This window comes from Luteimonas sp. A482 (assembly GCF_054072655.1).
Genome location: NZ_JBSVRO010000003.1, coordinates 294,913 through 307,455, shown reverse-complemented (window position 1 = coordinate 307,455; position 12,543 = coordinate 294,913). Strand labels below are relative to the sequence as shown.

The 12,543-nt window shown below is 70.7% G+C and carries 9 protein-coding genes; 3 read left to right on the top strand and 6 right to left on the bottom strand.

The genetic code is table 11. From position 1 onward, the window contains the following. Positions 1 to 121 precede the first annotated feature (121 nt). Together ACW5DW_RS12075 and ACW5DW_RS12070 are read left to right on the top strand one after the other, a co-directional pair. Complete coding sequence (locus ACW5DW_RS12075; RefSeq protein WP_457019159.1) at positions 122 to 2,407, top strand: TonB-dependent receptor; 2,286 nt, start codon at positions 122 to 124, stop codon at positions 2,405 to 2,407. A 191-nt stretch (positions 2,408 to 2,598) separates the two neighbouring features. Continuing rightward, positions 2,599 to 4,887, top strand: coding sequence for a prolyl oligopeptidase family serine peptidase (locus tag ACW5DW_RS12070; RefSeq protein WP_457019158.1), 2,289 nt, complete (start codon positions 2,599 to 2,601; stop codon positions 4,885 to 4,887). Positions 4,888 to 5,282: 395 nt separating this feature from the next. Here the strand turns inward: ACW5DW_RS12070 and ACW5DW_RS12065 are convergent, their stop codons facing one another. Both ACW5DW_RS12065 and ACW5DW_RS12060 read right to left on the bottom strand, forming a co-directional pair. After that, positions 5,283 to 5,876: an FMN-binding negative transcriptional regulator gene (locus tag ACW5DW_RS12065; RefSeq protein WP_457019157.1), complete on the bottom strand. Its 594-nt coding sequence runs from the start codon at positions 5,874 to 5,876 to the stop codon at positions 5,283 to 5,285. Beyond that, positions 5,873 to 6,838 carry an alpha/beta hydrolase fold domain-containing protein gene (locus tag ACW5DW_RS12060; RefSeq protein WP_457019156.1) on the bottom strand — a complete coding sequence of 322 codons (966 nt, stop codon included), beginning with the start codon at positions 6,836 to 6,838 and terminating at the stop codon, positions 5,873 to 5,875. The genes ACW5DW_RS12065 and ACW5DW_RS12060 overlap by 4 nt, the downstream gene beginning before the upstream one ends. Positions 6,839 to 7,006: 168 nt before the next feature. Here ACW5DW_RS12060 and ACW5DW_RS12055 point away from each other — a divergent pair, with 168 nt between their 5' ends. Beyond that, positions 7,007 to 7,765 (top strand): helix-turn-helix domain-containing protein, encoded by a 759-nt coding sequence (locus tag ACW5DW_RS12055; RefSeq protein ID WP_457019154.1) that lies wholly within the window; start codon positions 7,007 to 7,009, stop codon positions 7,763 to 7,765. A 296-nt stretch (positions 7,766 to 8,061) separates the two neighbouring features. On the opposite strand, the gene zapE is transcribed toward ACW5DW_RS12055, so the two are convergent. The 4 genes from zapE to ACW5DW_RS12035 all read right to left on the bottom strand — a co-directional run bounded on the left by zapE (position 8,062) and on the right by ACW5DW_RS12035 (position 12,488). Beyond that, positions 8,062 to 9,234: a cell division protein ZapE gene (gene zapE, locus ACW5DW_RS12050; protein ID WP_457019152.1), complete on the bottom strand. Its 1,173-nt coding sequence runs from the start codon at positions 9,232 to 9,234 to the stop codon at positions 8,062 to 8,064. After that, positions 9,227 to 9,898: an alpha/beta hydrolase gene (locus tag ACW5DW_RS12045; RefSeq protein ID WP_457019150.1), complete on the bottom strand. Its 672-nt coding sequence runs from the start codon at positions 9,896 to 9,898 to the stop codon at positions 9,227 to 9,229. Before ACW5DW_RS12045 ends, zapE begins: the two co-directional genes overlap by 8 nt. Positions 9,899 to 10,149: 251 nt before the next feature. Continuing rightward, positions 10,150 to 11,898 carry an ExeM/NucH family extracellular endonuclease gene (locus ACW5DW_RS12040; RefSeq protein WP_457019149.1) on the bottom strand — a complete coding sequence of 583 codons (1,749 nt, stop codon included), beginning with the start codon at positions 11,896 to 11,898 and terminating at the stop codon, positions 10,150 to 10,152. 74 nt (positions 11,899 to 11,972) lie between these two features. Further along, positions 11,973 to 12,488 (bottom strand): c-type cytochrome, encoded by a 516-nt coding sequence (locus ACW5DW_RS12035; protein WP_457019148.1) that lies wholly within the window; start codon positions 12,486 to 12,488, stop codon positions 11,973 to 11,975. Positions 12,489 to 12,543 lie beyond the last annotated feature (55 nt).

The window sequence follows — 12,543 nt, the reverse complement described above, 5'->3', positions numbered from 1 at the left end:
TGCGACGGCATCCGGCCCCCGCGACGCAACTGGTTCCCATTGCCGCGCGCATATTCGAAGTGTCGGCGCCTCCCCTGCGACCTGCAGGGCCGGGCTGGCCGGAACACATGGGGAGACAGACATGCAGAACCGTTTCGGATACGACGTTGTCGCGCACGGCTGCCGGCGCCTGCGCCTGGCCGTCGCCATCGCGCTGGCGAGCAGCGCCGGCCTGGCCGCTGCCGCACCGCAGGACACGCAGCAGCAGGACACCGCGGCTGCAGAGGGCGCCATCGAACTCGACCGCGTGATCGTCACCGCCGCCAAGCGCGAGCAGTCGGTGCGCGAAGTGCCGGCGTCGGTGTCGGCGGTCACCCAGCAGCAGCTGCAGGACCTGGGCGCGCAGTCGCTGGCCGACTACGTGCAGAAGACGCCGGGCGTGGTCTTCAACAGCTACCAGCCGGGCGTCTCGCACGTGGTGGTGCGCGGCATCTCCACCAGCGCCGGCAATCCGCAGGGCCAGCCGACCACCGGCTATTTCCTCAACGACGTGCCGCTGATCGAGCCGGGCTGGACCATCGCGATCCCCGACATCGACGCCTTCGACCTCAACCGGGTGGAAGTGCTGCGCGGCCCGCAGGGCTCGCTGTTCGGCTCGGCCTCGATGGGCGGGGCGATCAACTACATCGCCAACACCGCCGATGCCTCCGGCTTCGATGCTGCGGTCGAGGCCGGACTGTCGTCGACGCGCAACGCCGATATCGGCTACACGCTCAAGGGCATGGTCAACGTGCCGGTGAAGCAGGACGTGTTCGCGATCCGCGCCGTGGCGCAGCAGCGCAGCGCGCCGGGCTACATCGACAACCTCGGCACCGGCGAGGACGGCGCCAACGACCTGTCCGTCTCCGGCGGCCGCCTGTCGATGGTGCTGACCCCGAGCGAGGCCACCACGCTGACCTGGCTGAGCCTGCTGCAGACCATCGATTCGGACGACAACGCCTACCGCATCCCGGAACTCGGTGACCTGGTGCGCTACACCTCCACGCCCGAGTTCACCGAGACCGACATCGAATTGCACAGCCTGCGCTGGGACCAGGACCTGGGCTGGGGCACGCTGACCGCGCTGGCCTCGCGCCAGCAGAAATCGCAGGACTGGCGTTTCGACCTCACGCCCTACCTGGACTTCTACAACGCCGACCTGGGCACCGATTCGGCCGGCCCGCTGTTCGTCAACAGCGGCGGCGAAAGCACCGGCAACAGCTACGAGCTGCGCCTGGCCTCGGCCGACAACGACCGCTTCGAGTGGCTGCTGGGCGCGATGGTGTTCGACACCGAGAAACACCTGTACGAGCAGCTGGGCGCGCCGGGCTTCGCCGCGCAGCTCGATGGCTCCACCAACCCGCGCTTCGGACCGGGCACCGGCGCGGTGGTCTCGCCCGACGGCGATGTGTTCAACGCCTTCTATTCGAAGGTCACCGGCAAGGAGCAGGCGCTGTTCGGCGAAGCCTCGATCCACCTCAATCCGCAGTGGACGCTGGGACTGGGCGGACGTGCCTTCAAGACCCAGGTGCGGGTGGTCGACACCACCTCGGGCGTCGACGTATATCCGCTGCCGTCGGCGCAGACCGCCGACGACAACACCGAGGAGAGCGGCTTCCAGCCCAAGGTCTCGCTGCGCTACCGGCCCAGCGACCGCTTCATGGTCTATGCGCTGCGTTCGGAGGGCTTCCGGTTCGGCGTGCCCAACAACTCCTCGGTGACCCAGCACGACATCCCGGAAGGCTCGCGCAGCGACTCGCTGGTCAACCACGAGCTCGGCTTCCGCACCGACCTCGCCGGTGGCCGCCTGCTGCTCGACGCCACCGTGTTCCACATCGACTGGAGCGACATCCAGCTGCGCCTGCAGACGCCCGAACCGGTGGTCAACTACGCCGGCAACGGCGGCAAGGCCTCAAGCAGGGGCGTGGAGCTGTCGGCGCAGTGGCGCCCGACCGCGGCGTTCGACTGGACCAGCAGCGTGACCTGGCAGCAGGCACGGCTGGACGAGGACGTGTTCATCCTCTGGTACGGCACCGCGCCGAAGGGCTCGCGCCTGCCCGGCTCGGCGGATTGGTCCATTGCCAACCAGCTGGCCTGGCGCTTCGACGGCACGTACGCGCCGGCCCTGATGCTTTCGCACACCTACCTGTCCGAAGGCATCAGCGACCTCAACTCGGCGGTGCCCGGCGTGGCACCCAACGAGCAGGGCGACTACCACCAGTTCGATGCGCGTTTCCGCATGAGCTTCGGCAACACCGACGTGACCCTGTTCGGCACCAACCTGGCCGACGAGCGCGGCGTGACCCGCACCGTGCCCGAGGCCTACGGCCTGGGCCAGGGCTTCCTGCGGCCGCGCACGTTTGGGGTGACGGTGCACTGGCGGTACTAGCTGGCGGGTGCTGCCTATCCAGAGCCGGTGATCCCCTTTGGCAATCGCCGGCTTCGGATCCCAGCAACCTTCCCGTCATCCCAGCGAACCCAGACGTCATGCCAGCGAACGCTGGAAGCGCCTTTCAACAGCCGAAGGCTGATCATCCATTCTGCAGGTCGCCAAAAATGGATCCCCCGCTTTTGCGGGGGATGACGACTGAGGGCGAACGGAGCCTTCCCGTCCAAGTACTCCCCGGCACAACGCAAACTGCAGGGCCGCAACACCCGAAGGAGTCCCAACTGAGCAGCCGCCGCAGCTTCCTGGCCACCAGCCTCGCCGGCATCGGCGCACTGGTCCTGCATCCGCATCGCGCGCTCGCCGGGGTCGCTGCCGCAGCCGCCGCGCGCTGGCCGCTGCCGCCGCAGCATCCGCGCATCCCGACCGAGGTCGGCCGCTTCGGCCACAGCCGCATCGACGAGTTCGCCTGGTTCCGGCCGAAGGACTGGCTGGCGGTGCTGCGCGACCCGGCCTCGCTCGACGCGCCGATCAAGGCCGCGGTGGAGGCCGAGAATGACTATGTCGAGGCCATGCTCGCGCCCACGGCCGAGCTGCAGGATGCACTCGCCGCGCGCATCGCCGCGCTCGAACCGCTGGGCGCCGCGCAGCTGGAGGTGCAGGCCGGCGACTGGCTGTACTTCAAGCGCCAGGCCGAAGGCGCGGAGTACGCCGCCTGGCTGCGCCGCCCCGTCGCGAACGGTGCGGAGCAAGTGCTGCTCGATCCCAATGTCGAGGCCGCAGGCAGCGACTACTACGCCCTGCACTGGAGCGAACCGGTGCGCAGCGGCGACGGGCGCCTGTTCGCCTGGTCGGAAGATCGCGTCGGCTCCGGCCAGTACGCCATCCGCGTGCGCGAGATCGACAGCGGTCGCATCGTCACCGAAGTGGCGCAGGCCTACGGCACCTTTGCGTTGTCGCCTGACGGGCGCTGGCTGTACTGGGTCGGGCGCGACGCGGTGGGCCGCGCCGACCGCCTGCATCGCCGCGACCTGCGCGATGGCAGCGACACCCTGGTGTACCGCGTCGAGCAGCCCGGCCCGTTCCTGCTGATGCGCACCACCGCGTCGGGCCGCTACGTCGTCCTGCGCAGCTACGACGGCGCGCAGTCGGAGGTGCGGCTGGTGCCGATGGACACGCCGGAGTCGATGCCGATCCTGGTCGAACCACGCGCGCCGGGCCTGAACTACGACGTCGACGACTGGAACGGCCAGCTGCTGATCCTCACCGACGCCGATGGCGCCGCCGACTTCAAGCTGATGCAGGCCGACCCGGCCACGCCCGGCATGGCGCACTGGCGGCCGCTGGTCGAGCACGAAGCCGGTCGCCTGATCACCGCCGTGCATCCGTTCGGCGAGGCGCTGGTGCGCGAAGAGTGGCGCGACGCAGCGCCGCGACTGGTGCTGATGCGGCGCGACGGCGGCGAACACACGCTGGCCTTCGACGAGCCGGCCTACGCGCTGCGCATGCCGCCACAGCAGGACTGGCACGCGAAACAGATCGTGTTCGGCATGCAGTCGCCGCGGCTGCCGGAGGTCGCCTGCAGCGCAAATCTCGACGACGGCACGGTGGCAACGGCGTCTTCACCCTCGCTGCCCGCCTACGACCCGCAGCGCTACGAAGTGCGGCGCCTGTCCGCCCGCGCGCCTGATGGCGCCGACATCCCCGTCACCGTGCTGATGCGCCGCGGCGCCGCGCTCGACGGCAGCAGTCCGCTGCTGCTGTACGGCTACGGCTCCTACGGATCGTCAGTCGAGGCCCTGTTCCAGCCGTCCAACATCGCGCTGGTCGACCAGGGCTGGGTGTACGCGATCGCGCACGTGCGCGGCGGCGCCGAGAAGGGCACCCACTGGTGGCGCTCTGTGCTCACCCGCAACAAGAAGACCACGTTCACCGACTTCATCGCCTGCGCCGAACATCTCGTCGCGGCCGGCTACTCGTCCAAGCGCCGCATCGTCGCGCGCGGCATGTCGGCCGGCGGGCTGCTGGCCGGCGCGGTGTATGCGATGCGGCCCGAACTGTGGGCTGGCGCGATTGCCGAGGTCGCCTTCGTCGATCCGCTCAACACCATGGAGCATTTCGACGCGCATCCGCTGGGCGCGGGCGCGCTGCCGATCTGGGGCGATCCGCGCATCCCCGAAGACCACGCGGCGATGCAGGCCTGGTCGCCCTACGAGCAACTCGTTGCGGCCGACTATCCTGCCCTGCTTGCCACCGGCGCCGTCGCTGACGAACGCGTCGCCTTCTACGAGCCGTTGAAGTTCGCGGCGAAGGCGCGCGCGCTCACCACCGGCCAGCGTCCGATCATGGTGCGCATCGCCATGGCCGCCGGCCACGCCGGCGACAGCGGCGCAAGCGCCACGCGCGCGCAGGAAGCACGACTGTTGGCCTTCGCCATCTGGGCCGCCGACAACCGATGGGGCGCCGTGCCGCAGCGCGCATGACCGCGCTGCGCGCGATGGCCTGACCGCAACGGCATCCGCCCGTGCTGCGTGCCTGCGGCCCCAAGGAAGGCTCTGCCATCAGGACACCGACAGGGCTGCCCGCTCATATGCGAAACGGCAGAAACCGCGACAACTGAAGGTGATTCGCCGAAGGGCGAGAAAAGATGCGCGACTAGCGCGGTCCCGGCGGCGGGAGGTCGCGGCAAGCGCGCCATGGATGGCGCGCGCCCGAGTCAGGGCAGGAAGCCCTGACCGAGGGAAGAGCGACTTCCCGCCGACGGGACCGGGCGTCCATCCGAAGTCCCGCTCCGGGCGGGAAAGGTGTGGACATTTCGCAACGGGTTGGGCGATCCGCGTCCCCATGGCTGCAGCGATCTCCCGCCTCGGACCCGCGCTCAATCCTGCCGCAAGCGCAGCATCCACTCGCGCAGCGCGGCATCCTCGTGCCCGGTGACGATCTCGTCGAAGCTGGTGCGCGCCTCGTCCTGGCCCAGCTTGAAGGTGGCGTGCACATCGCGCACATGCGCGCGGAAGGCGATCACGTGTTCGCGCAACTGCGCGTAACGCGGGCCCATGCGCTCCACCGTCCAGGGCTCGGCGCGGTGCTGCTCCAGATGCGCGGCCAGCCGCCGCAGCGAAGCGTCGGTCTCGTCGGGCACGAATTCCACCCGCGTATCGAAGCGCGCCACCGCGTAGTTCCAGGTCGGACCCCAGTCCGGCTTGGACACCAGACGCGGCGGCACGTAGGCCTGCGGACCCTGGAACAGCACCAGCGTGCGCGGCTGCGCCTGCAGCGCGGCAAACAGCGGATTGCGCCGCGCCATGTGTCCGAACAGCGCGATGATGCGTCCCTCACCATCGCATTCGGCGAGCAGCGGCAGCGGCGTCGCCGCCGCGTCGCCATCGCGTGGCACCAGCCAGGCCAGCGGATGCGCCTGCACCAGCGCCAGGATGTCCTCCGGCCCGCGCGGATCGAACGATCCGCTCATGCCGACAGCGCCTGCCGCAGCCAGGCCGAGGATTCGTCGATCGCGCGATTGGCCAGGTCGGACACCGACATCGCCTCGAGGAAGCTGTGGGTGGCGCCCGCGTACTCGCGCGCCTCCACCGCCACGCCCGCTTCGCGCAGCGCCGCAGCCATCGCGTGGTTGCCGTCGGCCAGGATGTCGCATCCGGCGATCGCCATGAACGCCGGCGGCATCCCGCGCAGGTCGGCCAGCAGCGGCATCACCAGCGGATCGGTGCGCTGCGCCTGGTTGGCCAGGTAGTTGTGCCAGAAGGCCTGCATCTCCACGCACTCGAGCATGTAGCGGGCGCCATCGTAGCGCGACCAGGACGCCGTGGCCTGGTCGCTGAAGACGCCGTAGTTGAGCAGCATCGCCGAGACCGTCGGCAGCCCTGCGTCGCGCAGGCGCAGCTGGCTGGTGATGGCCAGGTTGGCGCCGGCCGAATCGCCGCCGACGGCCATGCGCGAGGGATTGATCCCATACGCGGCGCCGTGCGCGCGCAGCCAGGCGATTGCCGCCACCGTTTCGTCCTGCGCGCGCGGATAGCGCGCCTCCGGCGACAGGCTGTAGTCGACGGCAGCGATCGCCACGCCGGCGCGCGCGGCGTACTCGCGCATCAGCCGGTCGTGGGTGTCGATGCTGAACAGGGTCCAGCCACCGCCGTGCAGGTACACCAGCACCGGCTGCGCCGCATCGATGGTCGGGCGCAGGATGCGCACGCGCACGCCATCGGCATCGACGTCCTCGCGCGTGGCCATCTCCGGGCCGCCGCTGCCCCACTGCTCGCGCACGCGGGCGGTGATGCGGCGCACATCGTCCAGCGGCAGCCCGTCCAGCGGCGGATGCCCGACATAACCTTCGGCCATGCGCAGCATGAACTGGCGCAGCTGCGGGTCGACGTCGTCGTCCTGTGCCGGCGGCGGGTTGGAACCTTGTGGGTGCATGCGCTCTCCTTGTGCGGCGTTACGTTAGCGCCGCACGCCCGGACCGTGCCACGGGGACAGGTCGCAGACTCCCGCGGTCGGGCCACGCCGTCGCGGGCGCGTGTCGGCGTGGTTGCGCCGCGCGCGTGATTGCGGTGTGATCGGACGTTCGCTGCCGATGTCACCGAGATGAAACACAGCCAGGACTATCCGCTCAGGGCGCGGCCGATGATCGGGCTGCAGGACGAGTACCTGCCCGGCTTCGTCGACCCGCGCCACAGCCACGCGCACGCGCAGTTCCTGTACGCGTCCTCGGGCGTGATGTCGGTGGTCACGCCCACCACCAGCTTCGTGATCCCGCCGCAGCGCGCGCTGTGGCTGCCGGCCGGGATGATGCACGAGGTGTCCTGCCGCGGCGCGGTGTCGCTGCGCACGCTGTACATCGACCCGGTGCACGACACCGCCCCGCACGCCTGCCGCGTGCTCGAGGTCTCCGAATTCCTCAAGGCGCTGGTGCTGGAAGCGGTGAAGTTCCCCGCCGAATACGACCTGGACGGACGCGAGGGCCGCATCGTCTGGCTGCTGCTCGACGAGATCCGGCGCATGCCCGGCGCGCCCTACCACGTGCCGATGCCCGCCGAGCCACGGCTGTCGCGCGTGTGCCAGGCGATCATCGCCAACCCCGCCGACCAGCGCGACATCGATGCCTGGTCCTCGCAGATCGGCATGAGCCGGCGCACCTTCACCCGCGCCTTCAAGCAGGAGCTGGGCATGGGCTTTGCGCTGTGGCGCCAGCAGGTGCGGCTGATGCAGGCGGTGTCGCTGCTCGCCGCCGGGCGCTCGATCACCTCGGTCGCCTTCGACGTCGGCTACGAAAGCCCGAGTGCGTTCACCGCGATGTTCCACCGTGCCTTCGGCGAGCCGCCGAGTGCGTACATGGGGCGTTGAGCGGCGGGGCGGAGGCTTCCATCATCTCGACCCGAGCTTGTCATTTCAGCCCGAGGCTTGCAGTCTCAACCCGAGGCTTGCCGTTTCAACCCGAGGCTTGCCGTTTCAACCCGAGGCTTGCCGTTTCAACCCGAGGCTTGTCATTTCGACCCGTGGTTTGTCATTTCGACCGAAGGGAGAAATCTGCTTCTCCAGGCAGGCAGAGACAGGGTGTCGGTTTCGCGGTCCCGCAGAGATTTACCGGCTCCGCCGTTGAGGGGCGCCTTTCCCTGCGGTCGAAATGACAGCTGGGTCGCTCAGCCGCGGTGTTCGGTCGCCAGGTAGTCCGTGCCCTGCATCTCGATCAGCCGTGAGGCGGTGCGCTCGAATGCACCCGACAGCCGCTCGCCGGCATACAGCGCATGCGGCGGCGCGGCGGCGGTGCAGACCAGGTTGACCTGGCTGTCGTACAGCTCGTCGACCAGGTGCACGAAGCGGCGCGCGGCATCGTTGCGCTGGTCGTCCAGCACCGGGATCCCGCCCAGCAGCACGGTGTGGAACTCGCGCGCGATCTCGATGTAGTCGGCGTTGCCGCGCGGGCCTTCGCACAGCGCCTGGAAGTCGAACCAGGCCATGTCCTTGCAGCGCGCGCGCACGGCGATGCGGCGGCCGTCGATCTCGATGCCGGCGTCGCGGTGCGCTTCGTCGCCGCCCAGCTCGCGCCAGCGCGACTCAAGCCAGGCATTGGCGCCGGCGTCGAGCGGCGTGCGGTACACCGGCGAGCGGGTCAGCGCGCGCAGCCGGTAGTCGGTGTCGCTGTCCAGGTGCACCACCTGGCAGTGGCGCTGGATCAGCTCGATCGCCGGCAGGAAGCGCGCGCGCTGCAGGCCGCCCTGATACAGGTCCGGCGGATCGACGTTGGACGTGGTCACCAGCACGATGCCCTCGGCAAACATGCGCTCCAGCAGCCGCGCCAGGATCATCGCGTCGCCGATGTCGTTGACGAAGAACTCGTCGAGCACCAGCACGCGCAGCTGCCGCCGCCACTCGCGCACGATCGCCGCCAGCGGGTCGCGCTCGCCGGCGTGCGCGCGCAGCAGGGCGTGCACGCTGCGCATGAAGCGATGGAAGTGGGTGCGGCGCTTGCCGGCCGCGCCACGCCCCGGCGCAGGCTGCGGCAGCGCGCCGCTGGCCAGGGCGGCGCCGCGCACTTCGGGCAGCGGCAGGGTGGCGTAGAACAGGTCGACCAAAAAAGTCTTGCCGCGACCGACCCCGCCCCACAGGTACAGGCCCTGCGGCGCGTCGGGCACGCTCTGGCCGCGCAGGCGGTCGAGCAGGCTGCGCCGCGGCGCAGCCTGCAGCAGCGCGGCATGGATGCGGTCGAGCGCCCGCAGCGCATCGAGCTGTGCGGGGTCTTCGCTCCAGTCGCCGCGTTCGACGCCGGCGCGGTAGTGCGCCGACGGCAGCGACGCCAGGTCCGGCTCAGTCATCCGCGGTGGGCAGGTAGGCGCGCACGCCGTGCTTGATCGCGCCGCGCAGGTCGATCAGCTTGCGGTGGAAGAAGTGGCTGGTATCGGGCATGCGCACCAGTTCGGCCTGGGCGCCGGTCTGCTCCAGCCAGTCGTACACCGCCTGCGGGTCGACGATCTCGTCGGACTCGCCCTGGATCACCAGCCACGGCATCGTCGGCAGGGTGATCGCGTCGAAGTCCCAGCGCCCGGCGGGCGGCGCGATCGAAACCAGCAGCGCGGGCCGCAGCTCGGCCGCCGCGCGCAGCGAGACATAGGCGCCGAAGCTGAAACCGGCCAGCCACAGCGTGTCGCCCGGCCGTTGTGCACGCACCCAGGCGGCGACGGCGCGCAGGTCGTCGAGCTCGCCCTCGCCATCGTCGAACTCCCCTTCGGAGCCGCCGGTGCCACGGAAGTTGAAGCGCACCGTGGTCGCGCCCGACTCGCGCAGCGCGCGCGCGGCCATGGTCACGACCTTGTTGTGCATGGTGCCGCCCTCGGTGGGCAGCGGATGGCAGACGATCGCGACCAGCGGTAGCGCCTGCACCTCGCCATCGGGCGGGTCGACGGCGACTTCCAGCGCGCCCGCGGGTCCGGGCAGCAGCAGGGTGCCGGATTCGGCGGGAAAGTCGGGGAGGGTGGCCATGCCCGGCATGATACCCGGGCGCCTGCAAGGGGCCGGTGACCTGCTGCGGCAGGGAATCACGGGCGCCGACGGCCCCATGCCGCCGCCGCCCCTTGCTGCCGACCCCGATGCTGTCATTTGGGCCGTGGAAAGGCCCACACACTGTCATTTCGACCGCAGGGAGAAATCCCGGGCCGCGGCGCCTGCGGAGATTTCTCCCTGCGGTCGAAATGACAGCGAGGGTGGCGGTCGAAATGACAGCGAGCGCGCTCCTACAGGTCCAACCCCACCAGCAGCGGGTCATGGTCCGAGCTGCGCCAAGGCGTCTCACGATCACCGCCGTTGCCTGCACGATCGCGGGCGTTGGCGGGTTCATCGGCATTGCTGTGCCAGGTCGCCGTACCGGCCAGACGCTTCGCCAGGGACGGACTGAGCAACACATGGTCCAGCCGTCCCGCCATGCCGTCGAACACGAAGCTGTGCCGCGGCGCATCAGCCGACAGGGCATCGCTCCAGCCCTGTGAGCGCAGCAGGCGAATCGGATCTTCCTGCGCGTAAGCGTTCAGATCGCCGACGATCGCGACCAGATTGCTACCGGATCCCGTCGGGTCCGTGTCCAGCCAGCGCGCCAGCCGGCGCGCCGATTCCACCCGCCTGGGGTTCCAGCAGGCCTGGCCATCGCCCTGGTCGGCCTCGTCGCCGCTGGCCTCCCCGCAGCCCTTGGACTTGAAGTGGTTGGCCACGACCACGAACGCCGGCCCGATCTCGCGACCCTGCGCCACCGGCACGAACGCCTGCGCCAGCGGCACCCGGCTGCCGCGCCCGAGCGGGCCGTCCTCAAGCGTGACGGGACGGCCCAGCGGCCGCAGCCGTCCGCTGCGGTACACCATGCCGACCCGGATCGCGTCGCTGCCCGGTCCCCGGCCAGCGTCGACAAAAGCCCAGTCGCCGCCGCCGGCGTTGAGTGCGTCCACCAGCTGGGCCAGCGCGGATTCCGGGCCGTAGCCGTCGTTCTCCAGCTCCATCAGCGCCGCCACGTGCGGGTCCAGCGCCTGCAGCGTGGCCGCGGCACGGGCCAGCTGCGCCTGCCACTGCGCCGGGGTGCGGGCGCCGCGCGCGGTCGGGAAGCCGCCGCCGCGGCCGTTGCCGTTGAACAGGTTGCCGAGGTTGAACGAGGCCAGCCGCACGCTGCCTGGCACGGTCGGCGCCGGCGGGCGCGCGGCCGGCTCGATGCGCGGCGCGGCGGTCAGCTGCAGCCGCCAGTCGCCCCAGCGCTGGTCGACGATGCCCTCGGCGCGGGTGATCACGCTGCCCGAGCGCGGCGCCGGCCCGCCCTCCAGGTACCAGACCCGGCTCGGGCGCTCCTGCGCCTTCGCATCGTCCAGCAGCAGGCGCCGGCGCGCGTTGTCGGCGGCCACGCGCGCGGCCTGCGGGCCCGGCGGCGCGAGTTCGGTCGGGGTGTAGAGCCGCTCGCCGAAGCTGGCGTGCAGCACCCCGCGGCGCGAAAGCTCGTGCTGGCCGCCGATGGTCAGCGGCGCGTCGATGCGCACGTGCATGCCTTCCAGCGGCTCCCAGTCGGCGGGCGCGGCGTCGAGCACCAGCGGCGCCATCTGGCCACGCCCGACCACCTCGATCGACGCGGCCTGCAGCGAGGTGAGCGTGCCGCGCCCGCGCTCGCCGTGTTCGACCACGCGGCCGTGCACGCGGACCCGGTCGCCGGCGCGCAGGCCGGGATCGGCGTCGGCGACCACGAAGATGGCGTCGGAGGTGGCCGCATCGCCGTCGCCTTCGTCCTGCACGAACCAGCCGCCCAGGTGGCGGCCGAAGTTGCCGGTGACCACGCCCTCGACGGTCACGCTGCGGTCGAGCAGCGGGCTGGCCGCGCCATCGCCCTGCACCTGGCCGATCGCAAGCACGCCCTCCGCCCGGGGCACCGCGGCCGGGGCTTCGACGGCAGGCATGCCGCAGCCGGCCAGCAGGCCGACCAGCACGAAAGACAGGGGAGGGAGGGGCATGGCCATACGGGATTCCTCGGGCGCGGACACGAAAACGCCGCCCGGAGGCGGCGTCATCGCGACCGCTGCGGGCGGTCGCGTCACTGCAGGTTGGCGACCATCCAGTCGACCGTGGCGTGCATCTGCTCGACCGACAGGGCGGGGTTACCGCCCTTGGCCGGCATCAGGCCGGTGTTGCCGGTGAAGCCTTCGATCGAGTGCCTGTAGAGGGTCTCGGTGCCCTGGGCCAGGCGGTCGGTCCACTGGGCGCGGGCCAGGGTCGGCGCGCCGCCGACGCCCGAGGCGTGGCAGCCCGCGCACAGGTTCTGGTAGACCACCGAGCCGTCCAGCGTGCCGCCATAGGCGACCTGCGAAGCGGCCTGCGCGGTGGCGGCAGCCGCAGCCGCGGCCTGGGCAGCGGCACCGGTGCTGCCGGCATAGACTGCGCCTTCCGGCGCGATGCGGTTCTCGGTGCGCTTGGCCGCGGCCGGGTCCACTTCCAGGGGCAGCGTCCGGTGCAGGAACACGGCCGCGATGATCAGCCCCAACGTCACCAACGTCAGGAAGCCGAGCACCATCGAGAAGCGCTTGAGGAATTCGAGGTCGTAATTGCGCACGGAACACCCATATGGCCCGCGGCACACGGAGCCGCAGCTAGCGGCGAAGTATAAA